This window comes from Actinoplanes sp. NPDC051346 (assembly GCF_040682215.1).
In the GTDB taxonomy this organism is placed as follows: domain Bacteria; phylum Actinomycetota; class Actinomycetes; order Mycobacteriales; family Micromonosporaceae; genus Actinoplanes.
The window spans coordinates 108,886-134,999 of sequence record NZ_JBFBAJ010000013.1; the positions used below are offsets into that span (position 1 = coordinate 108,886).

21 protein-coding genes and 2 pseudogenes are annotated in these 26,114 nt (G+C 72.9%); 16 read left to right on the top strand and 7 right to left on the bottom strand.

Going from position 1 to position 26,114, the window contains the following annotated elements:
* Window positions 1–166: 166 nt before the first annotated feature.
* A complete protein-coding gene (locus tag AB0M36_RS28795; protein ID WP_364163459.1) occupies window positions 167–2,551 on the top strand; it encodes a histidine kinase in 2,385 nt (794 codons plus the stop codon).
* Entirely contained in the window at window positions 2,551–3,198 is a 648-nt protein-coding gene (locus AB0M36_RS28800; protein ID WP_364163923.1) for a response regulator transcription factor, read from the top strand. Before AB0M36_RS28795 ends, AB0M36_RS28800 begins: the two co-directional genes overlap by 1 nt.
* Here the strand turns inward: AB0M36_RS28800 and pgm are convergent.
* Complete coding sequence (gene pgm, locus AB0M36_RS28805) at window positions 3,188–4,831, bottom strand: phosphoglucomutase (alpha-D-glucose-1,6-bisphosphate-dependent) (protein WP_364163462.1); 1,644 nt, start codon at window positions 4,829–4,831, stop codon at window positions 3,188–3,190. The two genes, AB0M36_RS28800 and pgm, sit on opposite strands and share 11 nt — an antisense overlap.
* Window positions 4,832–5,006: 175 nt before the next feature.
* Between pgm and AB0M36_RS28810 the strand changes: the two genes are divergently transcribed.
* From AB0M36_RS28810 to yaaA, 3 genes are all read left to right on the top strand, one after another.
* On the top strand, window positions 5,007–6,635 hold the full coding sequence (locus AB0M36_RS28810) for a copper resistance protein CopC (protein WP_364163465.1): 1,629 nt from the start codon (window positions 5,007–5,009) through the stop codon (window positions 6,633–6,635).
* A gap of 113 nt (window positions 6,636–6,748) precedes the next feature.
* Entirely contained in the window at window positions 6,749–7,126 is a 378-nt protein-coding gene (locus AB0M36_RS28815) for an STAS domain-containing protein (protein WP_364163468.1), read from the top strand.
* A gap of 63 nt (window positions 7,127–7,189) precedes the next feature.
* Complete coding sequence (gene yaaA, locus AB0M36_RS28820; RefSeq protein ID WP_364163471.1) at window positions 7,190–7,975, top strand: peroxide stress protein YaaA; 786 nt, start codon at window positions 7,190–7,192, stop codon at window positions 7,973–7,975.
* Between the two features lie 3 nt (window positions 7,976–7,978).
* Here yaaA and AB0M36_RS28825 read toward each other — a convergent pair whose 3' ends face one another.
* Entirely contained in the window at window positions 7,979–8,587 is a 609-nt protein-coding gene (locus tag AB0M36_RS28825; RefSeq protein ID WP_364163474.1) for an FKBP-type peptidyl-prolyl cis-trans isomerase, read from the bottom strand.
* A gap of 294 nt (window positions 8,588–8,881) precedes the next feature.
* Here AB0M36_RS28825 and AB0M36_RS28830 point away from each other — a divergent pair, with 294 nt between their 5' ends.
* The 4 genes from AB0M36_RS28830 (at window position 8,882) to AB0M36_RS28845 (ending at window position 15,589) form a co-directional block, all read left to right on the top strand.
* Entirely contained in the window at window positions 8,882–9,862 is a 981-nt protein-coding gene (locus AB0M36_RS28830) for a hypothetical protein (protein WP_364163477.1), read from the top strand.
* Between the two features lie 34 nt (window positions 9,863–9,896).
* Window positions 9,897–12,698: an MMPL family transporter gene (locus tag AB0M36_RS28835; RefSeq protein ID WP_364163480.1), complete on the top strand. Its 2,802-nt coding sequence runs from the start codon at window positions 9,897–9,899 to the stop codon at window positions 12,696–12,698.
* 188 nt (window positions 12,699–12,886) lie between these two features.
* Window positions 12,887–14,635 carry an SDR family NAD(P)-dependent oxidoreductase gene (locus tag AB0M36_RS28840; RefSeq protein WP_364163483.1) on the top strand — a complete coding sequence of 583 codons (1,749 nt, stop codon included), beginning with the start codon at window positions 12,887–12,889 and terminating at the stop codon, window positions 14,633–14,635.
* 84 nt (window positions 14,636–14,719) lie between these two features.
* Window positions 14,720–15,589, top strand: coding sequence for a GNAT family N-acetyltransferase (locus AB0M36_RS28845; protein WP_364163486.1), 870 nt, complete (start codon window positions 14,720–14,722; stop codon window positions 15,587–15,589).
* Window positions 15,590–15,618: 29 nt separating this feature from the next.
* Here AB0M36_RS28845 and AB0M36_RS28850 read toward each other — a convergent pair whose 3' ends face one another.
* On the bottom strand, window positions 15,619–16,197 hold the full coding sequence (locus AB0M36_RS28850) for a TetR family transcriptional regulator (protein ID WP_364163489.1): 579 nt from the start codon (window positions 16,195–16,197) through the stop codon (window positions 15,619–15,621).
* A gap of 88 nt (window positions 16,198–16,285) precedes the next feature.
* Between AB0M36_RS28850 and AB0M36_RS28855 the strand changes: the two genes are divergently transcribed.
* Complete coding sequence (locus AB0M36_RS28855; RefSeq protein ID WP_364163492.1) at window positions 16,286–16,828, top strand: TetR/AcrR family transcriptional regulator; 543 nt, start codon at window positions 16,286–16,288, stop codon at window positions 16,826–16,828.
* Window positions 16,828–17,493 (top strand): lysophospholipid acyltransferase family protein, encoded by a 666-nt coding sequence (locus tag AB0M36_RS28860; RefSeq protein WP_364163494.1) that lies wholly within the window; start codon window positions 16,828–16,830, stop codon window positions 17,491–17,493. Before AB0M36_RS28855 ends, AB0M36_RS28860 begins: the two co-directional genes overlap by 1 nt.
* A gap of 8 nt (window positions 17,494–17,501) precedes the next feature.
* Here AB0M36_RS28860 and AB0M36_RS28865 read toward each other — a convergent pair whose 3' ends face one another.
* Entirely contained in the window at window positions 17,502–18,380 is an 879-nt protein-coding gene (locus AB0M36_RS28865; RefSeq protein WP_364163497.1) for a helix-turn-helix domain-containing protein, read from the bottom strand.
* 22 nt (window positions 18,381–18,402) lie between these two features.
* Between AB0M36_RS28865 and AB0M36_RS28870 the strand changes: the two genes are divergently transcribed.
* The gene (locus AB0M36_RS28870) at window positions 18,403–18,957 is read left to right on the top strand and encodes a maleylpyruvate isomerase family mycothiol-dependent enzyme (protein WP_364163500.1); all 555 of its coding nucleotides are present in this window, start codon (window positions 18,403–18,405) and stop codon (window positions 18,955–18,957) included.
* A gap of 13 nt (window positions 18,958–18,970) precedes the next feature.
* On the opposite strand, the gene AB0M36_RS28875 is transcribed toward AB0M36_RS28870, so the two are convergent.
* Window positions 18,971–19,930 (bottom strand): TIGR03885 family FMN-dependent LLM class oxidoreductase, encoded by a 960-nt coding sequence (locus AB0M36_RS28875; protein WP_364163502.1) that lies wholly within the window; start codon window positions 19,928–19,930, stop codon window positions 18,971–18,973.
* Between the two features lie 33 nt (window positions 19,931–19,963).
* A pseudogene (locus tag AB0M36_RS28880) lies at window positions 19,964–20,266 on the bottom strand (response regulator transcription factor); the annotation flags it as partial.
* Between the two features lie 19 nt (window positions 20,267–20,285).
* On the opposite strand from AB0M36_RS28880, the pseudogene AB0M36_RS28885 reads away from it, so the two are divergent.
* Window positions 20,286–20,791, top strand: a pseudogene (locus AB0M36_RS28885) (nitroreductase); the annotation flags it as partial.
* Here the strand turns inward: AB0M36_RS28885 and AB0M36_RS28890 are convergent.
* Window positions 20,788–21,276: a MarR family transcriptional regulator gene (locus tag AB0M36_RS28890; protein WP_364163504.1), complete on the bottom strand. Its 489-nt coding sequence runs from the start codon at window positions 21,274–21,276 to the stop codon at window positions 20,788–20,790. The pseudogene AB0M36_RS28885 and the gene AB0M36_RS28890 overlap by 4 nt on opposite strands.
* 73 nt (window positions 21,277–21,349) lie before the next feature.
* On the opposite strand from AB0M36_RS28890, the gene AB0M36_RS28895 reads away from it, so the two are divergent.
* From AB0M36_RS28895 to AB0M36_RS28905, 3 genes are all read left to right on the top strand, one after another.
* A complete protein-coding gene (locus AB0M36_RS28895; RefSeq protein ID WP_364163506.1) occupies window positions 21,350–23,383 on the top strand; it encodes an MMPL family transporter in 2,034 nt (677 codons plus the stop codon).
* A gap of 314 nt (window positions 23,384–23,697) precedes the next feature.
* Entirely contained in the window at window positions 23,698–25,272 is a 1,575-nt protein-coding gene (locus AB0M36_RS28900) for a hypothetical protein (RefSeq protein WP_364163509.1), read from the top strand.
* Between the two features lie 226 nt (window positions 25,273–25,498).
* Window positions 25,499–26,101 carry a methyltransferase domain-containing protein gene (locus AB0M36_RS28905; protein ID WP_364163511.1) on the top strand — a complete coding sequence of 201 codons (603 nt, stop codon included), beginning with the start codon at window positions 25,499–25,501 and terminating at the stop codon, window positions 26,099–26,101.
* The last annotated feature ends 13 nt before the right edge of the window (window positions 26,102–26,114 follow it).

Consider the following 26,114-nt stretch of genomic DNA (forward strand, 5'->3'; position numbering starts at 1 on the left):
CTCACGGTCGTCGGCGAATTTCCGGCGATTGACCAGTCGGCGCCGCGGACTCGAAGCTGAGAATTCCGGCCCCCGGCACGGGTGGACCCCAACCTGGGATAGAGGCCCGGATGGCACCGGGGGCCGATGTGTGCGGGTGCGGGCGCCGCCTAGGGTCTGAGGCGTCATGAAAAGGATCTCGGTCTGGCTGGTGCCCGCCGCGCTCGCCCTGCTGCAGCTGGCGGCGTGGCCGGGCTATCCCCTGCTCATCGGCGAGTCGGTGTCCGCAACGGAGGCCGCGACGGCGCTGGCCGTGACCGCGGTGGCGGCGGCCGCCCTGCTGTGGCGGCGGACCGCTCCGGTGGCGGCCCTCGCGGTCATCGTGCTGGCGCTCGCCCTCGGCGAGTGGGGGCTGCCGACCGACGCCACGACGGCGATCGGTGCCGCCGACTTCGTCGCCCTCTACAGCGTGGCGGTGCTGCGCACCCAGCGCACCGCCGTGCTGGCCGCCCTGGCCGTGATGGTCTGGCAGTGCGTGTCGGTCGCGGTGTACGAGGGCGTCGATCCGGACTATGCGGCGGCCTTCGCGATGATCGTGGTCTTCTACATGACGGTCCTGGCGCTGGGCCGGTCGCGGCACCGCTGGCACGCCGACCGGGCCCGGGCGGCCGCCGAGTTGGCCGAGGCCGAGGCCCGACGGCTGCGGGCGGCCGACACCGAACGCCACCGGTTGGCCCGCGAGCTGCACGACGTGACCGCGCACCACCTCACGTCGATCGTGGTGATCGCGTCGGCGGCGCAGCGGATCGGCGGATCCCGGCCGGAGCTGATGGCCGAGGCGCGCGATTTCGCCGCGCGTACCGGGCGCGACACCCTCAACGCCTTGCACCGCCTCGTCGCGCTCCTGCAGCGGCCCGACGCCCGCCCGGACGCCGCCGGCCCGGGACTGGAGGAACTCGCGGAGGGCTTCCGCCGGCTGGGGCAACGGGTCACGGTGGCCGGCGCGGAGACGCTGCCGCCGGCCGTCGCCGAGGCGGCGTACGGGATCGTGCGGGAGGCTCTGACCAACACCCTGCGCTATGCCCCGGGCTCCGCGGTGACCGTCCGCCTGGACGAGGGATCGTGCGGCGTCGAGCTGACCGTCACCGACGACGGTCCCGCCGCGGCGGACCGGCCACCGGCGGGCAGCCTCGGGTCGGGCCGCGGGATCACCGGCATGCGCGAGCGCGCCGAGGCCCTCGGCGGCGCCCTCGACGCGGGACCGCGCGACGGCGGTGGCTGGCGGGTGCGGGCGGTCCTGCCCAAGGCCGGCTCCGCCGCCGCCGGACGTCGGCGGCCTGGGTCCGACCGGGTCATCGACGTCGCGGTGCTGCTGCTCGCGTTGCTCGTCCCCGCCATCGCCCTGCTGGTGGCGGTCACCGAGCCCGACCCCGCGTCGCCCGGAACGGGGTGGGTGCCACCGGCCGCGCTGATCCTGATCGCGCACGCCGTCCCGCTGGTGTGGCGGCGGGAGCGACCGTGGATCGTGCTCGCGGTCGTCGTCGTCTCGACCTGGGCGTGGCCCGCGATGGTCGCCGCCGGGGTCCTGCCGGAGTACTTCGGCTGGTTCGCGGTCGCCGGCATGGGCGTGGAGATCCTGGCGGTGCACGCCGTGGCCCGCTACGGCCGGGATCACGTGCTGACCTGGCTCGCCATGGTGGCGGTGCTGTTCGGCACCCTGCCGGCGTACACGCTGATGCTGGTGTTGGATCCGGCCGAGGAACTCGCCGGCGAGAGTCCCGCGTTCCTGCTGGTGTTCGTGACCGGGGTCTGCGGGATCCCGCTGGCCGTTCCCCTGCTCGCCGCCTGGCTGATCGGCTTCCTGGTGCGCCACCGCCGCGACCAGGACCGTGCCCGGCAGCACCACGCGGTCGCCGCCGCCACCGCCTGGGCCCTCCACGACGCCGGGGCGGAGCGGGCCCGGGTCGCCGCGGGGCTGCGCGAAGCGGTGCTGCGCGACACCGCCCTGGTCGCCGACGCCGCCGACCGCGGCGACCTGGACGAGGTCCTGACCTCGGCCCGGGCCGCGCTGGACGGGATGCGCGGGCTGCTCAACGACCTGCGCGAGGCTCCGTCCGGGGAGTCCGCCGGCACCGACCGCACTCCGCAGCCGACCCTTGCGGCGCTTCCCGCGCTGGCGGAGCGCTGGCGCGCGAACGGCCGTACGGTGACGATCGAAACGACCGGCGAGGGCCGTACGCTGAGCCCGGACGTGGACCTGTCCGCCTACCGGGTGGTGGAGCTGCTGCTCGCCGGGGACACCGCGACGGTGACCGTGCGGGTGGACCTGTCCGACGACCCGCTGCGCATCACCGTGACGCCGATGCCCGCCGACCCCGGCGGCGAGGTGGCCGCCGGGCTGCGCGCCCGGCTGGCGGCCGTGGGCGGCTCGCTAGGCACGACCGCCGACGGCGCCCCGGAGATCCGGCTCCCGGCCACGGTGCCGACCGCGACCGCGGCGGAACGCCAGGAAGCCCAGGACCAGAACGTGGACGCGAACGAGGAAGAGGTGACGTCATCGCAACCCGGGTGATGGTCGTCGACGACCAGCTGATGGTGCGGGCCGGCATCGCCGCCATCGTCGACGCCGAGGCCGATCTCGAGATCGTGGGCGAGGCCGGCGACGGCGCGACGGCCCTCGACGTCGCCGCCCGCGTACGCCCGGACGTGGTGCTGATGGACATCCGGATGCCGGGCATGGACGGGCTGACCGCCACCGCCCGCCTGACCGCCACGCCGCAGCCGCCGAGAGTGCTGGTGCTCACCACGTTCCACCAGGACGCCTACGTCTACGAGGCGCTCAAGGCGGGCGCGTCCGGCTTCGTGCTCAAGGACACCGAGCCCGCGGACCTGCTGGCGGCGATCCGGGTGGTCGCCGACGGCGAGGCGATGCTCAGCCCGGCCGTCACCCGCCGGCTGATCGACGCCTTCGCCGGCGGCGCCGTGATCACCACCGGCGGGGACGAGAAACAGCTGACCGGGCTGACCCCACGGGAGCGCGAGGTGCTGGTGAGCATCGCGCGCGGGATGTCCAACGCCGAGATCGGCGCGGCGCTGGGCATCACGACCGGCACGGTCAAGGCGCACGTCAACGCCCTGCTGGCCAAGCTCGGTGTCCGCGACCGGGTGCAGGCGACGATCGTCGCCTACAACCTCGGACTGGTCCGGCCTAGCCCCTGAGGGCGGCGGAGACCACGGCGCGGGCCTCCTCCTGGATGCGGGCGAGTGCCTCCGGGCCCCGGAACGACTCGGCGTAGATCTTGTAGACGTCCTCGGTGCCCGAGGGACGCGCGGCGAACCAGCCGGACTCGGTGGTGACCTTGAGACCGCCGATCGGGGCGTCGTTGCCCGGCGCGGTGGTCAGCACCGCCGTGATCGGCTCGCCGTCCAACTCCCGGGCGGTGACCTGCGACGGGGACAGCTTCGCCAGGACCGCCTTCTCCTCGCGGGTCGCCGGAGCGTCGATGCGGGCGTACGCGGGAGAGCCGAACTTGGCGGTGAGATCGCGGTAGTGCTCGCTGGGCGTCCGCCCGGTCGTGGCCAGGATCTCCGAGGCGAGCAGGTCGAGCAGGATGCCGTCCTTGTCGGTGCTCCACGGGCCGCCGTCGCGGCGCAGGAAGGACGCGCCCGCGCTCTCCTCTCCGCCGAAGCCGACCGAGCCGTCCAGCAGGCCCGGCACGAACCACTTGAAGCCCACCGGCACCTCGTCGAGCCGGCGTCCCAGGTCCGCCGCGACGCGGTCGATCATCGACGAGGAGACGAGGGTCTTGCCCACCGCGGCACCCGAAGGCCACTCGGTCCGCACCCGGAACAGGTAAGAGATGGCGACGGCCAGGTAGTGGTTCGGGTTCATGAGCCCGCCGTCGGGGGTGACGATGCCGTGCCGGTCGGCGTCGGCGTCGTTGCCCGTGGCGAGCTGGAACCGGTCCTTGCTCGCGATCAACGACGCCATCGCGTACGGCGACGAGCAGTCCATCCGGATCTTGCCGTCCCAGTCCAGGGTCATGAATCGGAACGTCGGGTCGACGTCCGGGTTGACCACGGTCAGGTCCAGCCCGTAGCGGGAGCCGATCTCGCCCCAGTAGGCCACGGAGGCCCCGCCCAGCGGGTCGGCGCCGATGCGCACGCCCGCCTCCCGGATCGCCTCCATGTCGATCACGGAGCCCAGGTCGTCCACGTACGTGCCGAGGAAGTCGTAGCCGGCCACCATCTCGGAGGCGCGGGCGCGGCCGGCGCCGACCCTGCGTACCTCCTTGAGACCGCCGGCGATCAGCGCGTTCGCCCGGTCCTGGATCCACGTGGTGGCGTCGGTGCCGGCGGGCCCGCCGTGCGGGGGGTTGTACTTGAAGCCGCCGTCGTCGGGCGGGTTGTGCGACGGGGTGACCACGACGCCGTCGGCGAGCCCGGCGCCGCGGCCCCGGTTGTAGGTGAGGATCGCGTGCGACAGCGCCGGCGTCGGGGTGTAGCCGTCCCGGCTGTCGACGAGCACCCGGACGCCACCCGCGGCGAAGACCTCGAGGGCGGAGATCATCGCCGGCTCGGACAACGCGTGGGTGTCGCGGCCCAGATAGAGCGGCCCGTCGGTGCCCTGTTCCCGGCGGTATTCGACGATCGCCTGGCTGGTCGCGAGGATGTGGTCCTCGTTGAACGCCGCCCGCAGGCTGGAACCCCGGTGCCCGGAGGTGCCGAACGCCACGCGCTGCCCGGTCGCGGTCGGATCGGGGTGCTCGGTGTAATAGCTGAGTACCACCCTGGGCACGTCGATGGTGTCGCGGGAATCGGCGGGAGTGCCGGCGCGGGGGTGCACGGACATCGATGGCCTCCTTGGGGGCGTGAATCTGCCCGGGATCGTATCGTCGGCGTACCCGACGACCACGATCCGTAAGCCGCTGGACGCGGAATTGAACCTTTCCCGAACCAGATCCGAACTACCTGTCGTGACACGGGTTCGGGCGGCTGGGGGGCCGCGAGCGGTTCGCGTACTCATCATGCTCTTCGTCGGGCTCGCGAGCCTGGTCCTGCCCGCCGCGCCGGCGGGCGCACACGCGGCGCTGGTGGCGGCCGTCCCGGAACCCGGCTCGGTGGTCGACGCTCCCCCGTCCGAGATCGTCGTGAACTTCACCGAGGCGGTCACCCCGGTCACGGGCCGCATCCAGGTCCTCGCTCCGGACGGCAAGCGGATCACCGGCACGGTCACCGCGTCCGGCTCGACGCTGCGCATCCAGGTGCGCCGCGCCGCCCAGCCGCTGGGGACGTACCTGGTCAGCTACCGCGTCGTCTCGGCCGACAGCCATCCGATCGGCGGCGCCATGACCTTCTCGGTGGGCGCGCCGTCGGCGCGACCCGCCGAGAGCGACCCCACCGGCGTGCACCCGTCGGTCGCGGTCGCCGGCCCCACCTTCAAGATCGTCGGGTACGTCGGCCTGACGCTGATCGCCGGTCCGGCGCTGCTGCTCGCGTTCCTGTGGCCCCGACGGGTCTCCCGACGCGGCCCGATCCTGCTGGTCCGCGCCGGCCTGATCGGCACCGCCGCGGCGACGCTGGGCGCGCTGTGGACCCAGGCCCCCGCCAGCAGCGGCGCCGGTTGGTGGGATGTCTCGGTGACCGAACTCGCGGACGTGCTGGCGAGCCCCTACGGGCTGGCCCTGCTCGCCCGCCTGGCCGTGCTCGCCGCCGTCGCGACCCTGCTGCCCCCGGTCCTGCGCGGCACCGGCGGACGGCGACGCGGTGCGGCGGTGCTCGTGCTCGGCGTCGGCGGCCTGGCGACGTGGCCCCTGACCGGACACGCCACCGAGTCGCCGCTGCCGGGCGCGATCATCGCCGCCGACGTGGTGCACATGGCCGCGATGGCCGGGTGGCTCGGCGGCCTGGTCACCCTGTCCTGCTTCCTGCTGCGCCGCGCGCACCCGCGGGTGCTCGGCCGGATCCTGCCGGTCTGGTCCCGCTGGGCGGCACTGGCCGTGGTCTGGCTGATCGGCGCCGGCGTCGTGCAGGCGGTGGTCCAGCTCGGCACCGTCGACGCGCTCTGGAACACCGCGTACGGCCGGCTGCTGCTGGGCAAGGTCGCCATCCTGGCAGGCGTGCTCGCGGTGGCGGCGGTGGCCCGGACCTTCGTGCGGCGCGCGCGGGTGGTCACGGCGGGACCCGGCCCACTGCGGCGTACCGTACGCATCGAGGTCGCCGCGACCGTCGTGATCCTCGGGCTCAGCGCGGTGCTGGTGCAGACGACACCCGGCCGCAGCGTGGCGCCGGAACGGGCGGCCTCCACCGAGCGCGGCGTGTCGCAGACCCTCACCTCGGAGCTCTTCACCCTGCAGTATTCGGTCTATCCGGTGGAGCTGGGCGAGCACAACACGGTTCACGGCTTCACGTACACGCCGGAGGGCAAGCCTCTGCCGGCCCAGGAGTGGACCGTGACGACCCGGCTGCGGGGGCAGGACCTCGAGCCGGTCAGCCAGCCGATGCTCCCGCTGCACCCGCGCAACGACGCGCTGGGCGCGCTGACCTTCCCGCTGCCGGGCACCTACGACGTGACGTTCACCGTGCGCACCACGGAGATCGACCAGGCCACCGTCCGCACGACGATCACGGTCCCGCAGGTGCCGCGGCGCCCCTGAGCCGTCTCGCAGCGAACTTTGCGAATTCCGCAACCACGAGGAGTGGGCTTCGCCGGTTCGCGACCACGGCGAGTGGGCAGAGAGAAGTCTCCGTCGATGCGAGGAGACCGATCGTGCACGTGTCCGTCATCGGCGATCCGGACGACACCATGGTCGTGATCGTCCGCGGCAACCTGGACCTGGACACCGCCCCGGTCCTGCGTACGACCCTCGATCAGGTGCTCGACCGGCCGGTGCCGCGGGTCGTGGTCGACCTGTCCGGCGTCGAGTTCTGCGACTCGACCGGGCTGAGCGCCTTCGTGATCGGGCACCGCCGCGCGGCCGCGGCGGGCGGCTGGTTGCGCCTCGCCGCGCCGGGCGACTGGCTGCACGGCCTGTTGCGGACGGTCGGCCTGATCCCCGTCCTCGACGTCCACCCCAGCGTGGCGGAGGCACTCACCGACCCACCGCCGAACGAGCCCGACCCTCCGGCCGGTCCGTCGCGGGAGTGAGCGAGGTCCCCCGGCGGTGCGGCCGTGCTGAGGCGGGCCCGGCGGAGCTTGTAGCCTCGCGGCGTGCTCATCCTGCTGCCGCCCTCCGAGGGCAAGACCGCGCCCACCGCCGGGGAGCCGGTCGATCCGGCCGCGCTCTGGCTGCCGGGGCTCGCCGCCGCCCGCCGCCGGGTGCTGCGCCGGCTGGTCACGCTGAGCGGGCGACGCAGCGCCCGCGCGGTCGCCGAGTCGCTGGAGGTCCTGGGCCTCAGCGCCGGCCAGCGTGCCGAGCTCGACCGCAACGCCGCCCTGGTCACCGCACCCGCCGCGCCGGCCGCCGAGGTCTACACCGGAGTGCTCTACGAGGCGCTCGACGTCGCCACCCTCGCCCCGCGGGCCCGGGAATGGGTCGACGCGCGGGTCGCCGTCTTCTCCGGCTTGTGGGGTGCCGTCCGGCTCACCGACCGGATTCCCGCCTACCGCTGCTCGGCCGGGGTCACGCTGCCCGGGATCGGCGGGCTGACGCCGTACTGGCGGACCGCGCTGGCGAAGGCGCTGCCGGACGACGGTCCGGTGCTGGACCTGCGCTCGGGCGCCTACGCCGCGATGGCGGCGCCGGGGCCGCGGGCCGTGGCGCTGAGGGTGCTGCACGAACGGGTGGTGGACGGCGAGCCGCGCCGCTCGGTGGTCAGCCACTTCAACAAGGCGACCAAGGGCCGCCTGGTGCGGACCCTCGCGGTCGCGGACGCGGCGCCGACCTCGGTGGACGAGGTGCTGACGGCGCTGCGCGACCTCAAGTACACCGTCGAGGAGCGGCCCGTCGCGGCGGGCCGCCCCCGGCAGGCGGACGTGATCGTGCGGGAGCTGTAACGGCTACCGCGCGGCCAGCACGTCGACGACGAACCGCAGGTCACCGGCCGGACGTCCGCCGGTGGTCTTCTCGCCGTACGCGAGGTCGGCCGGGATGTCGAGCTGCACCCGGCTGCCCACCGGGACGCCGACGAGCCCCTGGTCCCACCCCTTGATGAGCTGGCCGACGCCGACCGGGAACTCGGCGGGCTCCCCGCGCTCCCAGGAGGAGTCGAACATCTTGCCGTCGGCGTACGTCACGCCGATGTAGTTGGCCCGGATCGTCTGGCCGGCGACCAGCTTGGGGCCCTTGCCGGCGACGAGCTGCTTGACGACCAGCTTCGTGACGTCGCCCGTACCGGCTTTGACGACCGGCTTCTTCTGCAGGGCGGGGTCGACGGGGTCCTGCGCGGGCGCCTCACTCGGCGCGGCGGGTGTCGGCGCGGCGGGTGTCGGCGCGTCGGCGGCCGGAGCCGAGGCCGCGGCCGGCCCGGCGGCCGGAGTGGCCTTGTCGTCGTCCGACCTCTGGATGCCGACGAAGACCGCGACGAGCACAGCGATCACGGCGACTCCGGCGAGCGCTCCCGCGAGCGCCTGGCCGCGCTTGCCGTCGGTCTTGTCCTGGACAGTCATCTGCTCTGACTTCTCCTCATCGCAAAGGGATCCGGGCCCCGCTGGACAGGACACGCGGGAAACTTCGGACACCGTACTCGCCCTGGCCGGTCGGCCGGAGCAGGCCTCCACCGAACCGCCGAGCCGAGTGATCAACAAAACGGTTGGTTACTCAATTCGCTCTTCTCCATCACTCACAGAAGGTGAGACGGTGTACCTCCCCAGCAAGGAAATGCATTCAGTACCAGGGACAAACCGCCCCGGGCGTCGACGGCGCCGTCCGGGACGAAAGCCCTCGAACGACCGGGAGGGTCGGTGCCGGACGACGACCGTACGACAGGTCGCCAGCCACAGCCCGAGGGCCAGCCCCCCGAGCCGGGGTCGCGCCGGCCTTATCCGCCCACCCCCAGGGCCGGCTACGGCTATCGGACCGCCGGACGCCGCGGCGCGGTGGTGCCCCCCGAGCTGCTCGAGGATCGGCCCAGGCGGCTCAGCGAGATCCTCATGCCCGCCTCGGTGATCCTGGCCGGCGTGCTCATCGTGGTGGCCTTCGGCTTCATCATCAGCGGCACCGCGCGCAACAACAAGCAGGCGATGCCGCCGGTGCAGCCGCCGGCCCTCGCCGACGTGCCGCTCAACCCGCCCGAGCAGTTCCCGATCCCGCTGCCGAGCGCCTCGGACAGCCCGTCGCCGACGCCCAGCAAGACCACCAGCAAGCCGCCGTCGAGCAAGCCGCCGGCGCCGTTCGCCGGGTCGGTCACGGTCGCCCGCACCGCCATTCCCGCCGGGGTCAACCTCAGCAACGAGGGCACCCGCGACTGGGTGCACTGGGGCGAGCAGGGCACCTTCTCCCTGGAGCGCAAGGCGAACGGCGGCTTCGCGATCCTGGAGGGCGCCCCGACGGCGCCCCGCTTCCGGCACGGCTTCAGCCCGCAGCGCTTCGTCTGGAGCGGCGGCTCGCCGGTGAGCAACTCCGACGGGACGCCGACCGGCATCCGCACCTGCGGCAAGGGCAACGGCTTCACCCTGTCCGCGCCGTCGAGCACCACGACGCGCACGCTCAAGATCTACGTCGGCGCCCTCGCCGGGCGCGGCAAGCTGACCGCCAAGCTGTCCACCGGCGGCCCGACCGCCACCGGCAGCTATGAGGAGCGCGGCAGCAACCTGAGCACGGTGGCGTTCGTCGTGACCTATCGCGGGCCGAAGGACGGCAAGATCAACCTGAGCTGGGTCACGGAGGACTCGTTCGATTCCGACTGTGGCGGCGTCGCGCTGGAGGCGGCAACGCTGCGCTGAGCCCGTACGCGGGGCTCGGGGTGAGGGAGGACCTGTGTTCGCCGGGTGGGGTTCGTTCGTAGCCCGGTTCCGTTGGTCGGTGCTGCTGTGCGCGGTCGCCGCGGTCGCGGCCGCCGGCGCGTGGGGCGTGGGCGTGTTCGGCCAACTCTCCGAGGGCGGCTACACCGACCCCGGCAGCGAGTCCAGCCGGGCCGCCGAGGTCGTCGCCGCGGAACTGGGCACACCGGGCGCCGACGTCGTCGTGATCTACCGGCCCACAACAGGCTCGATCGACGACGCGGCGCTGCGCGCGCGCATCCAGGCCAGGCTCGACGCGCTGCCGAAGTCGGCCGTCGTCGGGGTCACCGGCTACTGGCACGGCAAGGCCGCGCAGTACGCCGCCGCGGACCGCGAGAGCGCCGTGGCCGTGGTGAGCCTGGCCGGCGCCGACGACGGCGAGAAGCTCGAAGCCTTCCGCGAGATCGACGACAAGCTGGCCGTGCCGGGCGCCACCCTCCACCTCGCCGGCTCAGCCCCGCTGGGCGACGCCTCCGGCACCCGCTCGACCCGGGACCTCGCGTTCGCCGAGGCGATCTCGCTGCCCGTGGTGCTGATCCTGCTGCTGTTCATCTTCGGCTCGCTGGTCGCCGCGTCCCTGCCGGTGCTGGTGGGCGGCTGCGCGGTCCTCGGCTCGCTGGGCGTGCTGCACGCGATCGCGTACCGCACGGACGTCAACCCGTTCGCGGTCAACGTGGCCAGCCTGCTCGGGCTCGGCATGGCGATCGACTACGGGCTGTTCATGGTGGGGCGCTTCCGCGAGGAGCAGAGCTTCGGGCGTACGCCGGCGCAGGCGGTCACCCGTACCGTCGCCACCGCCGGGCGTACCGTGCTGTTCTCCGCGTCGTTGCTGATGATCGCCCTGGCCGGGCTGCTGTTCTTCCCGCAGGGCTTCCTGAAGTCGCTGGCCTACGGCGGCCTCGCCGCCGTGGCCCTCGCGGCCCTGCTGTCACTCACCCTGCTGCCCGCGCTCCTGGCCGTTCTGGGTCACCGCGTCGACAAGCTTCCGGTACGCCTGCCGCGCCGCGCCACGGCCCGACCAGCGGGCACAGGCTGGGCCGACCTCGCCCGCGCGGTGCTGCGCCGCCCGGTGCTGGTGGCGCTGCCGATCCTCGCCGGCCTCGTGGTGCTCGCGGCGCCGATCCAGGGTGTGCGGTTCGGGGAGAACGACGAACGGGTCCTGCCGCCCGGCGACCCGTCCCGCCAGGCGATCGAGACCCTCAAGACGGACTTTCCGGCCCTGAGCAGCGCCGGCATCCAGATCGTCGTGCACGGCACCGGTGGACCGCCGAAGGCCACGCAAGCCTTCGCGGCGGCGGTGGACAAGATTCCCGGCGTCGCGGCGGTCACGCCCACCGGATCGGGCGGGAACGCGGTCACGTACACCGCGACCCTCACCGTCAAGGATCCCTTCAGCCCCCAGGCCCGCGACGCCGTCGAACGCGTCCGCGACCTGCCCGCCCCGGCCGGCACCCGCGTACTGGTCGGCGGCACCACGGCCCGCAGCATCGACAGCATCACGGCGACCGCCGACCGCCTCCCCCTGATGATCGGCCTGCTCGTCGGCGCCACCCTGCTCCTGATGTTCCTGGCGTTCGGCTCGATCCTGCTGCCGGTCAAGGCGGTCCTGATGAGCGCGCTGAGCCTCGGAGCGACCTTCGGCATCCTCGTCTGGATCTTCCAGTACGGCCACGGCGCCGACCTGCTGCACATCACCCCGGCGCCGCTCGAGGTGGGCATCGTGGTCCTGATGGCCGCCGTCGTCTTTGGTCTCTCCACGGACTACGAGGTCTTCCTGCTGTCCCGCATGGTCGAGGCCCGCACCCGCGGCGCCACCACGGCCCAGGCGGTGACAACCGGCCTGGCCCGCACCGGCAGCGTGATCAGCGCGGCGGCGATCCTGCTCATCGTGGTGACGGGCGCGTTCGCCCTGTCATCGGTGACGACCATGCGCTTCGTCGGCATCGGCATGATCATCGCCCTCTTCCTGGACGCGACGGTGGTCCGGATGCTGCTGGTCCCGGCGGTCCTACGCCTGATGGGCGACGCGGCCTGGTGGGCGCCCGGGCCGCTGCGCCGGCTGCAGGAACGCGCGGGCCTGGCGGAGTACGAGGACGACGAGTCGTACCCGTCCGTGTCGGTCGGCCGCCACGCGGCCCGGGACGTTTCACCGGCGGAAGCTCTCCCGAGGGAGCGGGAGATGCTGCCCTCCGCGCCGTTGCACGCGGAAGCGCTCGCACGGCCCGCCGCGCCGGAGTCCGCACCGGCTCCGGGGACGGGATGGGTTTACGGGGCGGTCGTGCCCGGGCTGCCCATGGCGGGATCCGCGCCGGCGCCGATGCGGGACAGGGTGACGGTAGAGGAACAGGTCCCAGACCGGGCGCTCCCCTTCGCCGGGCTGCCGGCGGCGCCGAACCCGCCCGGCGGCGCGGCACTTTCGGGCCCGCTGCCCGCAAGCGTGATGCCGAACGCGGCCCCGGGCAACGCGATGCCCGGCGCGCTACCCCGACGACCCGTATCGCCGGAGGCGCGGGCACAGCCCGCGTCGCCGGTCAACGCCGCGCCCGGCGCGCTGCCACGTCGGCCCGAGTCGCCGGTCTCGGCGTCCTCCGGCCCCGCCTTCTTCGGGCCGGTGCGAGCTACTGTGTCGGCACCCCACCCGATGGCACCCCCGCCGGCACCGTCGGAGCCGATCGCGCCATCGGCGGCGTCCCAGGCAGTGCGCGACCGACGGCCACGGGACCTGTCCGATTTCGGGCCGGTGGTCGAGTCGTCCAGCCGGCGCGAGCCTGCCTCCTAGCCTTCGCGGCACGGTCCCGGCGCGGTCGCGGGGCCGCGACCGCTCGGCGACGCGGACCGGCCACCCGGTCGGTCCGTCATGGCCGATACGGGCGGAAAAGCCACTGTCTCCCCCGCCCGAGGGTCGCCCCGGCGCCGCGGAAAGTACAGTGCCCAGCGGACCATGGGTACTACCGCGACGGGATGAGCATGACCGCGACAGTTGACGAGACCGCCCGGCCCGGCGGCCACCCCGAGACGCCCGGCTCCGCGGCGCCCGGCGGCCACCCCGAGACGCCCGGCTCCGCAGCGCCCAGCAGCCAGCCCGAAACGTCCCGCTCCGCGGCGCCCGGAAGCGGTCCCGAAACGCCCGACGGCCTTCGCAAAACGCCCAGGACCGAATTGCCCGAGTTCGAGCCATCCGTAGCCGGATCAGCCGAATCTGGAACACCCGCATCCGGATCAGCCGAATCCGAACCGGCCGCATCTGGATCAACCCGCATCGACGCCGAGCGTCTCGCCCTGTGCATCGCCGTCATCGCCGAGGCCGAAGAGCTGGAACCGGAGCACCCGGACGCGGTCGCCCTTCGCCGAGCCACCGCCGGACTGTTCAAGGCGGTGAAGATGCGCCGCCGCCGGGACCGCCGCGACGCGATCCTCGCCAACGATCGGGCCGTGACCGCCGCCACCGCGACCGGCGCGCCCAGCCGGATCGACGACGAGACCGCCGGGCTGCCGCTGAGCACCGCGACCACGGACGGCATCGCCGGGGTCCTCAAGCAGGCGCGCGGATGCTACGTCTGCAAGCAGCGCTACACGCAGGTCGACGCGTTCTACCACCAGCTCTGCCCCCGGTGCGCCGCGGAGAACCACGCGCGCCGCGATGCCCGTACCGATCTGACGGGGCGCCGGGCGCTGCTCACCGGCGGGCGGGCGAAGATCGGCATGTACATTGCCCTGCGGTTGCTGCGCGACGGTGCGCACACGACGATCACCACGCGGTTCCCGAACGACGCGGTGCGCCGCTTCGCCGCGATGCCGGACAGCGCGGACTGGCTGCACCGGCTCCGGGTCGTCGGCATCGATCTGCGCGATCCGGCCCAGGTGGTCGCGCTGGCCGATTCCGTCGCGGCCCGCGGTCCGCTGGACATTCTGATCAACAACGCGGCCCAGACGGTACGCCGCTCGCCCGGCTCGTACGCGGCCCTGGTGACAGCCGAGTCGGCGCCTCTGCCGAACGGCCCGCTGCCGGAGCTCGAATACCTCGGCGGCCACAACCCGTCACCGCATCCCCAGGCGCTCACGGGCGGCGAGCTCGACACGGGGGCCGACGGCACCGGCCCGGACGCCGGCGGGACGTCCATGTTCAGTCCGCACGCCCTGACGGCGCTCGCGCTCACCGGCGGGTCGGCGAGCCCGGACCGGATCGCCGCGTTGTCGGCGGTCGACGCCGGCGGCCTGGTGCCGGACCTGGCGCCGACGAACAGCTGGAGCGACCGGGTGCACGAGGTCGAGCCCCTGGAGCTGCTCGAGGTGCAGCTGTGCAACGTCACCGCACCGTTCATCCTGGTCAGCCGCCTGCGCGCGGCCATGACCCGGTCATCCTTCCCCCGTCGCTACGTCGTGAACGTCTCCGCGATGGAGGGCGTCTTCCAGCGCGGCTACAAGGGCGCCGGGCATCCGCACACCAACATGGCGAAGGCCTCGCTGAACATGCTGACCCGCACGAGCGCGGAGGACATGTTCACCGACGGCATCCTCATGACCAGCGTCGACACCGGCTGGATCACCGACGAGCGCCCGCACCCGACGAAGATGCGCCTCGCGGACGAGGGCTTCCACGCCCCGCTCGACCTGGTCGACGGCGCCGCCCGCGTCTACGACCCGATCGTGCGCGGCGAGCAGGGCGAGGACCTCTACGGCTGCTTCCTCAAGGACTACGCCCCGATCGCCTGGTAAATCCGATGACGAGGCGGGCCGTCTGACATCCGCTCGCACCACGGCCGTGTGCGGCGGCCCGAGTGCCCGTTGGATAATGACCCGGTGCAGATCACCGCGTTACGCGAGCCCGAGCCCGGACCGTCCTCGTACCGGCTCGCCTGGGTGGCCACCGGCGAGGGCGGGCATCCGCTCGGGATCGCATACCTGCGGGTGCCGACGGCCGCCGGCGCGGAGCACCGGTCCGAGGCCGAAGTGTCGGTGCACCCGGCGGAGCGGCGTCGCGGCGTCGGCAGCGCGCTGCTCGACGCCGTGGTGGACGCGGCGCGCAAACTCGAGCGACGCGCGGTGACCGCCGGGCCGGTGACCGGGGACGCGCCGTTCCTCGTCGCCCACGGGTTCCGGCCGGTGCTCAATCTGACCTTTTCGAGGCTGCCGATGGCCCGCACCGACGCCGCGCGGATGACCGCGTTCGCCGGCGAGCCGCATCCCGGCTATCGGCTGCACAGCTGGGAGGGCACGGTCGCCGGCGACCTGGCGCCGACGTTCGCCGCCTCACGGTCGGCGATGGACGACATGCCGATGGACGAGGCGGACGTGGCGGCCGAGGCCTGGGACGTCGATCGGGTCCGCGCCATCGCCGCCGCCGTGACCAAGCGCGGCGACATTCTCTGCACGGTGGCGGCGATGCACGAGGCCGACGGCGAGATCGTGGGTTTCTCGGAGCTGGTGGTGCCGGGCGACGGCACCGGCGACGCCCAGCACTACGGCACCGGCGTGCTGCCCGGGCACCGCGGCCGGGGGCTGGCCCGCTGGATGAAGGCGGCGGCGGTCCTGCATGTCCGCGACGCCCACCCGGGGGTCGAGGGGCTGCTCACCGACACGGCGGACAGCAACGTGCGGATGCGCCGGATCAACGAGACCCTCGGCTACGAGCCCACCCACCGCTCGGTGCTCTACCAGCTGGATCTTTGAAACCAGCTCGGTCTTTGACGCGTACGCGATCAAAGACCGCGGACGGCGGCGACCGCGACGTCGTAAAGGTCCTCGATGGAGTTCGTGGCGCCGCCGCGGAGCCAGGCCTCGATCGCCACGTCCAGGCAGGCGAGCGCGCTCGACACGATCGCGGCCGCGCGGGGGTCGTCGACGCTGCCCGGCGCCACGCCGAGTCTGCGTTCGATGTCCGGGACCAGCATGTCCAGCCATTGCAGGCGTTTCTCGAGCCGGCGGGCCCGCAGGGACGGGGTCTCATGGACCATCGTGGCGACCCGGGCGGCCCACTGTGGCGGGGACGGCTCGTGGGCGAGGCTCTCCAGCGCCGCGCGCAGCGCCTCCCAGGGCCCTTCGTCCGGCGGCCGCGACTCGAGGACCTGGCGCACCCGGCGGCCCCACTCGACGAGGTCGCCGACGACGATGTCCTCCTTCGTGGCGAAGTAGCGAAACAGCGAGCGCCGGGAGATGCCGGCCTCGGTGGCGATCTGCTCCATCGTCGTGGCGTCGAAGCCGCGTTCGAGGAAGAGCCGCATGGCGGTCGCGGCAATGTCCGCCTGCACCGCCTGACGCGTCCGTTCCCGCAGGCCCATGGGGGCGATCGTACACACGGCGCCGGGATGCGCCGGCTCACACCGCGTCGATGTAGACACTGTCTACGGCGGATGGTAGACAGTGTCTATGTCCGATGACCTGCGAGCCCGGCTCGTCACGGCCGGGGTCGAGCTGGTGGCCGAGCGGGGCTCGGGCGCCCTGTCGTTGCGGGAGATCGCCAGGCGCGCCGGGGTGTCCCACGGCGCGCCGCGACGCTGGTTCCCCACCCACCGCGACCTGCTCGCCGCCATCGCGAGGGTCGGATACGAGCGGCTGTCCGCCCGCCTGGCCGCCCGCGAGCCGCACGGCGAGCCGCGTGCCGACCTGCTCGCCCTCGGCCGGTCCTATCTCGGCTTCTCCCGCGACGAGCGCGGCATGTTCGAGCTGATGTTCCGCCACGAGCTGCTGCGCGGAAACCAGCAGGATGTGCGCGCCGCGAGCCGGCCGCTGTTCCGGGTCCTCATCGACCTGCTCGGCCCCGGGCGGCCCGACGCCGACAAGGTCGCGGCCGCCTTCTGGGCCAACCTGCACGGCATCGCCCAGCTGGGCATGTGGGGCAGCCTGGAGGTGATCGGCACCAACGCCGACGCCCTGTTGCACACCGCCATCGACGCGTACCTGGAGCACTGATGATGCTGCACCACCTGGCCAGGGCCATGTTCGTTCCGCTGGCCCACGCCGCCTTCCGCCCCCGCGTCGAGGGCCGCCACCACGTGCCCCGCGACGGCGCGGTCATCCTGGCCGCCAACCATCTGTCCTTCCTGGACAGCTTCATCATTCCCCTGGTGGCACCGCGCCCGGTGGCGTTCCTGGCCAAGCAGGAATACTTCACCGGCAGCGGACCGCGCGGATGGCTGACCCGGACCACGTTGACCGCGGTCGGCGCGGTCGCCGTGCCCCGCGGCGAGCACCGGGCGGCGCAGGAGGCACTGGAGACCGCCCTGACCGTGCTCAAGGACGGGCGCGCGTTCGGCATCCACCCGGAGGGCAGCCGCTCCCGCGACGGACGGCTCTACCGAGGGCGGACCGGGGTGGCCTGGCTGGCGCTGGCCTCGGGCGCCCCGGTCGTTCCGGTCGCGGTGATCGGCACCGACCGGGTGCAACCCGTCGGCGCCCGGCTGCCGCGGCCCGGCAGGGTGACCGTCCGCTTCGGCGAGCCGCTGCACTTCGGGCCGCCGGCGCGCCTCGCGGCCCGGGCCCGCCGCGAGGCCACCGACCGCGTCATGGACGCGATCGCGGCGCTGTCCGGCCAGGAGCGGGCCGACGAGTACAACAAACTCTCCGGCACTCCCTAACCACTGCGCTACCGCGCAAGGAATCGCCCCGGTGTCATCCCGGTGACATGGATGAAGTCCCGGATCATGTGCGACTGGTCGGCGTAGCCGACGGCGGCGGCGAGCTCGGCATGCGTGGTGGCCTCCTCACGCAGCCGCTCGGCGGCCTCCTGCAACCGCCGCCGCTGGAGAAGGCACTTGGGCGTAAGCCCGAGCCGCCGGCGCACCAGGCGCTGCAGTGCCCGCTCGCCGAGGTCGAACCGCTCGCAGATCTGCGCGACCTGCGAGATCTCCGGATCCTGCTCGACCGCCGCCACCACGGCGTTCGTCAGCTCGCCCTCGGCGTCGACGGGCAGAAAGCGCCGCAAGGCCTCCTCGCACGCGCTCATGGAGGCCCGGTGGGCCGCTGGATTGTGCGGGTCGGGCGCCATGAGGTTGCGCACCCGGCTGGCGAGTTCCCGCCCGTCGTCGCCGAGCACCGCCTCGAGGTCGACGTAGCGGTCGTTCCATGCCCCGGCCGGGCCGCCGATCAGGTAGCCCGCGGCCGGCGCCAGCGTCAACCCGACCGCCCAACCGTCGCCCGTGAGCGTCGTCGTCGACAGCTCGGGCGCGACGCCGTAGAAGCGCGCGTAGTCCCCGCCGATCACCACCTGGCAGACCGGGTCCTGCAGCACCCTGCGCGGCGCCTCTTCCCCCGGCGGCACGGACCAGACCGGAATCAAGAACCGGCGCAGCAGGCTGGTGAGGTCGGGGCTCACGGCATGCCGGTAGATCCGGTGATGGACCTCCCGCGGGGTCGTCAGGCGCGCCAACTCCAGCGGGTCCCTGCGCACCGTGCCCACGACGACGCCGGCCTCGTCCGCAACGTCGGCGCCCGTGTGTCGGGTTTCTTCAAGTCCGCTCCCCAAGCCACGCCCTACGGTCTCACCCATGACTGACACAGCGACACACTACGAGACCGCCCTGCGCCCGTTGACCGCCGTCGTCGACGCGGTGCCGCCACACGCGTGGGACGCCCCTTCCCCCTGCGAGGGCTGGAGCGCCCGGGACGTCGTCGGGCACCTCATCGGGACCCAGCGCGAGACGCTCACGGACCATGGCGTCGATCTCGGCGACGCGCCGGACCTCATCGTCGACCCCGCTGCCGCGTGGGCCGAGCACAGCCGCCGCGTCCTCGACGCACTGACCGACGACGAACTTGTCGACCGCGCCTACGACGGTTTCCTGGGCCCGACGACTGTCGGCGGCACCGTCGAGCAGTTCTACGTATGGGACATGTACGTCCACCGGTGGGACCTCGCCCGCGCAGTGGGGCTTGATGCCGCGTTCACCGACGCCGAACTCGACCGCATCGAGCGGGGCGCCGACAGTTTCGGCAGCGCCCTGTACATGGACGGCATGTGCCGACCGACTCTCGCCCCGACCGACGCTGACCGCACCGACCGCGCCACTCGCGTGCTCGCACGTCTCGGCCGGGCCGGCTGAGACGGGCCACGCCCTAACGCAGGGCGGGCAGGACCTTGGCGCCGAACGTCTCCACGAACCCGGTCAGCTCCTGGCCCACGTGGTGCAGGTAGATCCGGTCGAAGCCCAGGGCGGCGTAGCTCCGCAGCCACTCCACGTGGCGACCCAGGTCAGCGGAGACGTTGACGACCTCGCGGACCCGGGCGAGCGGCACCTGCTCGGCGACCACGTCGAAGTGCTCGGCCAGCGCGAGGTCCCAGCAGACCGGCGGCGCGAAGACGTTGCCGCGCCACTGGTCGTACGCGATCGCCTCGGCCTCGGCCTCGGTCGGCGCCCAGCTGAGATGCACCTGCAGGCAGACCGGCCCGCGTCCGCCGGCGTCGCGGTACGCCGCGATCATGGTCCGGAGATGGTCCTCGGGCGCGTTGACCGTGACGAGGCCGTCGGCCCAGCCGGCGCACCAGGCGGCCGTCTCGGTGCTGACCGCCGCCCCGATCAGCGGTGGCGGCGTCTCGGGTCGCGTCCACAGGCGGGCCCGGTCGACCGTGACCAGCCCGTCGCGGCTCACCTCGGCCCCGCCGAGCAGGTCGCGGATGACGCCGACACACTCGAGCAGCCGGGCGTTGCGGATCTCCTTGCGCGGCCACAGTCCCCCGGTGATGTGCTCGTTGCTGTTCTCGCCGGTGCCCAGCGCCGCCCAGAACCGGCCGGGGTACATCGCCCCGAGGGTGGCGATCGCCTGGGCGATGATCGCCGGGTGGTAGCGCTGGCCGGGCGCGTTCACCACGCCGAAGGACAGGGAGGTGGTGGCCTGGAGCGCGGAGCCGAGCCAGGACCACGCGAAGGCGGACTGGCCCTGCCGCTCGCTCCACGGTGAGAAGTGGTCGGAGCACATCGCGGCGTCGAAGCCGGCCCGCTCCGCGGCGACGACCGCGGCGAGCAACTCGGCGGGCGGGATCTGCTCGTGGGAACAGTGGATGCCGTAGTCCGTCATGGCCGGGGTATCTACCCCGTCACACCCCTGCTCCTAACGTGGGTGCTCGCCCAGCAGGCGGGTGGCCAGCACCGCCGCCTGGGTGCGGCGTTCCAGGCCCAGCTTCGCCAGCAGGCTGGACACGTAGTTCTTCACGGTCTTCTCGGCGAGGAACATCTTGCCGGCGATCTCGCGGTTGGTGAGCCCCTCCGCGACGTACTCCAGGATCCGGCGCTCCTGATCGGTGAGCGACGCGAGTTCGCGCGGCTGCTCGACGCCGTGCCGGATGCGCTCGAGCACGCGCTGCGTCGAGGCGGGGTCCAGCAGCGACTGGCCCGCCGCGACCCGGCGGACGGCGACCTCCGCCGAGACGGACCTCGCGGCCGCGATTCCCCGGTGGTTCAGCAACCGCAGGCCGTTCTGGCCCGAGCCGGTGCCGTCGGAGATCCGGGTACGGCTGATCGAGGCCGCCCGCACCGAGGCGGCCTGGCTGGACCGGCTGGTCGGCGCGACCGCGCTGAACGCCTTCGGCGAGATCGCGCGCGGCGCCGACCGGGTGCTGCGCCGCGACCCCGCCTACCAGACGGGGTTCTTCGGCTGGGCGCACGCGGACGCGGCACCCGACGGCGTGCCGGTGGCGGCGGGCGCGCCTCCCGCCGAGCCGCAGGATCTGTCGCCGCAGCGGGCGTACTCCGAGCGGCGGCGGGCGGCGGGCCGCGACTTCGAGCCGGAGCCGCTGCTGGCGGTCCTCGGCACCGACACGGACCGCCCGGTGGACCAGGTCTCCGGCATGCCGCAGATCGCGCTGCGGATCGGGTACGGCCAAGCCGGCACCCCGCACCACGCCGACCGGTGGACGACGTGATCGCCGCGGACTACTAGTCCGCGGCGCGCACCTCGTGGCGGTGGGCGGCCAACGCCGTGGTCATTCCGGCGAGGAACCGGTGCACCGTGGCCAGGTCCGCGTCGTCGAAGTCGGCCATCACGGCATCCGTACGCGCGCCGAGCGGGCCGAAGAAAGCCATCGCGAGCGCCATCCCGGGCTCGCCGTAGCGCAGGTGCACGACGCGCCGATCGGCACTCTCCCGGCTGCGGCGCAGGTGGCCGGCGCGTTCCAGGCGGTCGATCGCGGCGGTCGTCGCGCCCGAGGAAAGGCCGATCTCCTCCCCCAGCCGTCCCGGGGTCAGCGGATCGCCGCGCCCCTCGGCGTGCATGACCGCGATGAGCGCCTGCAGGTCGGTCGGGTGCAGCCCGTGCCGCTGCGCGAACGCGTGCCCCACCTGCTGCGCCTCCACACTGTACGACCGCAGCAGGGTGACGATCTCCTCGCGGAGCTGATCCCGCTCCGACTCGCGCGCCCGGTACACGCGACCAGTGTTGCAGATCGCCCGCCCGTCGGAGAGAATCTCGATTGTCGAGATACTTTACGGTGGAGGAAAGATGCTGCTGCGGACGCTCACCGGTCGCCTGACGGCCTGGCTGGTGCTGCTCATGGCCGTCCTCGCGACGGGAGCGGTCATCGGTGGCGCCGGCGACCTGCGTGCCACGAACGATCCGACCGCCGCGTTGCCCGAGGCGGCGGAGTCCACCCGGGTCGCCGCCCTGCAGCGGCGGCTGCCGTCCGGGCAGAGCAGCTCGGCCCTGGTCGTCTACAGCCGTGGCGGTGCGCCGCTGACCGAGGCGGACACGGCGAAACTCGCGGCGGACGGCAAAGCCATGGGAGCCGCGTCGCCGCCGGTCTTCTCCTCGGGGCGGGACGCGGCGCTGCTCGCCGTACCGTTGCCGGTCGCTCTGCCCGCGGACGAGCTGATCTCGCGGATCAAGGCGCTGCGGACGACGGCGCGCGCGGACCTGCCGGACGGACTGACCGCGCAGGTGACCGGCGGCGCCGGATTCGCCGCCGACATCGCCGACAGTTTCACCGGCGCGAACACCCAGCTGCTGATCGTCACCGTGGTCGTGGTGGCGGTGCTGCTGCTCATCACGTATCGCAGTCCGGTGCTCTGGCTCGTACCCCTCGCGGTCGTCGGCCTGGCCGACCGGGTCAGCAGCGGCATGGTGGCGCTGCTGTCGCGCCACACCGACCTGACGATCGGCGACTCCACCGTGGGCATCGTGACCGTCCTGGTCTTCGGCGCCGGCACCGACTACGCCCTGCTGCTGATCTCCCGCTACCGGGAGGAACTGCACCGCCACGAGGACCGCCGCGAGGCGATGCGGCAGGCGCTCCGCGGCGCGGGCCCCGCGGTGGCGGCCAGCGCGGCGACGGTGGTGCTGAGCCTGCTCACGCTGCTGTTGGCGAGCCTCGGAGACACGGTCGCCCTCGGCGTGACCGCCGCCCTGGGCATCGGCACAGCGGCCCTGTTCACCCTGGTCGTGCTGCCACCGGCGCTCGTGGTCTGCGGTCGCCGGCTGTTCTGGCCCTTCGTCCCCCGCGCCGGCGAGTCGCTCACGCACGGCCTCTGGTCCCGGGTGGGAACGGCGGTGGCCGGCCGCCCGGGACTGGTCACCGTCGTGTCCGTCGTCGTCCTCGGCGTCCTGTCGGCGGGCATCGGCGGCACGACCCTGGGCCTGTCGCAGACCGAACAGTTCCGCGTCAAGGCCGAGTCGGTCGACGGCCTGGAAACGCTCAGCCGCTCCTTCCCCGCCGGCGCCGCGGAACCGGCCGTGGTCCTGGCCGCCCCCGCCCACGCCGAGAAGGTGCTCGCGGCGGTGACCGCGACGCCGGGAATCGCCCAGGCCCGCGTCGCCGAGCGAACCCCGTCGGTGGTCCGGATCGACGCGGTGCTCACGGCCGCGCCGGCAACCCCGGAGAGCTATCAAGCCATCCGTACGCTGCGCAGCGCCGTCCACGCCGTCCCGGGCGGCGAGGCGCTGGTCGGCGGCAGCGTGGCCATCGATCTCGACAACCGTGACGCCTCCCGCCGCGACCTGACGGTGATCGTCCCGGCCATCCTGCTGGTCGTGCTGCTGGTCCTCGGCGTCCTGCTGCGCGCGGCGGTCGCCGCACTGCTGCTGATCGGCACGGTCATCGCCAGCTTCGCGGCCGCGCTGGGCGCCGGTTCCTGGCTGTTCCGCCAGGTCCTGGACTACCCGGGCCTCGACAACCAGGTGCCGCTGTACGCGTTCCTCTTCCTGGTCGCCCTCGGCGTCGACTACAACATCTTCCTGGTCACCAGGGCCCGCGAGGAAGCCGCCCACCGGGGTACGCGAGCCGGCATGATCCACGCCCTCGCCGCGACCGGAGCCGTGATCACCAGCGCGGGCGTCCTGCTGGCGGCGGTGTTCGCGGTGCTGGGCGTCCTGCCGATCATCACGCTGACGCAGATCGGCGTGATCGTCGGGTTGGGCGTACTCCTCGACACATTGCTGGTGCGAACCCTGCTGGTGCCCGCATTGGCGACCCTGCTCGGCGACCGCTTCTGGTGGCCCGCACGACCGGCCATTCCCGACGATCCTTCCGGCGCTTCCTGATCGCGACGTTTCCTGAGACCTTACTTACCCACCGCCCGCTGGCCAGGCTCTGGGCACTATTCGAAGAAAAATTTGCCTCGGCGTTGAACCCCCCGGCATCAACCGAACGGACGATGCCACCGGTTCTGAGAGGCTCACATATTTCTTCTTTAATTCGTCCATAAGAGTGCCTCAAGAATATGGCGGCAAATGGCTTTCTCGACCTCGGACTCTTACCGTCTGGGGGCCAGCTCAGAAGGGGACCGGAAACGGCGTCGGTAGATCTGCGAACGGTCGCTGACGATGAGCGCGAGACTACAGAAGAGGTATCACCCATGCGAAGGTCGTCATACCGCCGGGCCGCTACCCGCCGGGCCCCCGACCGTCGTGTCATCGCCGCCGTGGCGGTCCTCGTCGCGTTCGGTGGTGTCATCGGCATCACCCAGATCTCGAACGCCGACGAGAACAAGTTGGCGGCATGCGCACCCGCCGCCGGCGCGCCGGCACCGTCGGGCACGAAGGCGGCGACAGACCCCAAGGTCGGCACCTACACCGACAAGGACGGCGACGTCCAGCACAAGGGCGACGGCCAACTCGCCAAGGGCGAGCAGGCCAAGGCGCCGGTGCCGGCCGCCGACTGTCAGGACGGCAACACCGTCAAGAAGACCGTCAACGGCCTCGAGATCACCACCGACACCTGCGCGGACAGCCGGCTGCAACCGCACGACGGCTTCCAGAAGGGCGACCGCTGCATCTCGACCGAGTTCGGCGAGGTCGGCGACGCGGCGAAGAACCCCACGCTGCTGATCACCGAGTTCCCGAAGCAGGTCCAGGTCGGCCAGCCGTTCACCCTCAAGGTGAGCACCCGCAACCTGGTCCGCGACCGCTTCCTGGCGGCCGGGCAGGGCGGCTACTACGTGGAAAGCTCGGTCCTCACCGCCGAAGGCCTGGTCCGCGGCCACTTCCACACCGCGTGCCGCATGCTGGAGAGCACCTCCGCCGCGGTCGACCCGTCCCCGGTGCCGGCGTTCTTCGTGGCCACCGAGGACAAGCGGGGCGGCGCGCAGCCGGACACGGTGACGATCCAGGTGCCGGGTATGCCGCAGGCGGGCACCGCCCAGTGCGCGTCATGGGCCGGTGACGGCTCGCACCGCGTCCCGATGATGCAGCGCGCCAACCAGACCCCGGCGATCGACGCGGTCCGCCTCACCGTCCAGGGCGCCGGCGACAACGGCGGCAACCAGGGCGGCGACAACGGCGGCGACCAGGGCGACGGCGGCAACCAGGGCGACAACAACGGCGGCGGCGACAACGGCGGCAACCAGGGCGGCGACGACGACCAGTCGACGCCTCCGGCCGACAACGGCGGCGACCAGGGCGGCAACGCCGACCAGGGCGACGGACAGAACGGTGGCGGGGACGGCACGGCCAACCCCGGCACGCCGACGACGCCCGCCACGCCGAAGACCGACGCGGGCACCACCCCGCCCAAGGCCCCGACCGTGACCATCCCGCCCAAGACCGGCAACAACGGGGGCAAGACCACCGCACCGAAGCCCGCCAAGACGGTCACGAAGCCGGCGGCGCCGGCCCAGGACGAAGACGAAGAGAGCGACTCGAAGCCGGCGGCGCAGAACGTCGCGGGCGGCAAGGCCAACCCGAAGCCGATCAAGTCGACGCAGGCGGCCGCCGCCGCAGGCGAAGAGGACACCGGCGCCCCGGACGAGCCCGCGGCCGCACAGGACACCGAGGTCGCCGACGTTCAAGCGTCGAACGACGACAGCGACCGCCTCGCCCTCACCGGCGCGAACGTGACAACGATCGCCCTCGGCGGCGCGGTCCTGATCCTCGGAGGCCTGGCGGCACTGGCCGCCACCCGGCGCCGCCGGGCGGAGGCCCGCCAGGACTGAGGCGCAAGCACGGACGAGACGGTCCGGGTCGTCGACAGACGGCCCGGACCGTTCGCCGTAACCCGTACGGGTGATTGAAGGCGGCCCGGACCGTTCCACCGACCCCGGGTAAGTCGTCGAAGGACGGCCGCCAGCACCGTTTCGCCGACGCCCGCCACCGGACGGCGCGTCCGAAGAGGACATCGAGACAATGGATCTCCTCCGGCTGACCCGGTAGGTTGCGCCCATGGAGGTCTTCGACCAGCTCGCCGAGCTCTACCAGGGCGAGCACAGCCACAACCCACACCAAGCCGCGCTCATCGAGAAAATCAACTCCCTGGTACCCGCGGCCGCCGCGATCCTCGACCTGGGCTGCGGCACCGGCGTACCCACCGCCAAGATCTTCACCGAATCCGGCCACCGGGTCGTCGGCGTGGACATCGCCGAAGGAATGCTGCGCCTCGCCCGCGACCAGGTCCCAGCGGCCGAGTTCATCCGAACCGACCTGCGCGAACTCCCCGACGACCTCGGCCCGTTCGGCGCCGTGACCGCCTTCTTCTCGCTGCTCATGCTCAGCCGGGCCGACATCGAGAAGACCCTGGCCCGGATCGCGGGCTGGCTCGAGCCGGGCGGCTACCTCGGCCTCGGCATGGTCAACCTGGACGCCGACAGCCTCCCCGTCGAGTTCATGGGCGTGCCGGTCGTCGTCTCCGGCTATCCGCAAGACGCTCTCGCCGAACGCGTCACGGAGGCCGGCTTCGAGGTCGTCAGCATCGACACCGTCGAGTTCACCCCGGCCGGCGGTCCACCGGAGAGCCAGATCTTCGTCCTCGGCCGCCTGCCAGACTGAAGCGCGCCCTCAG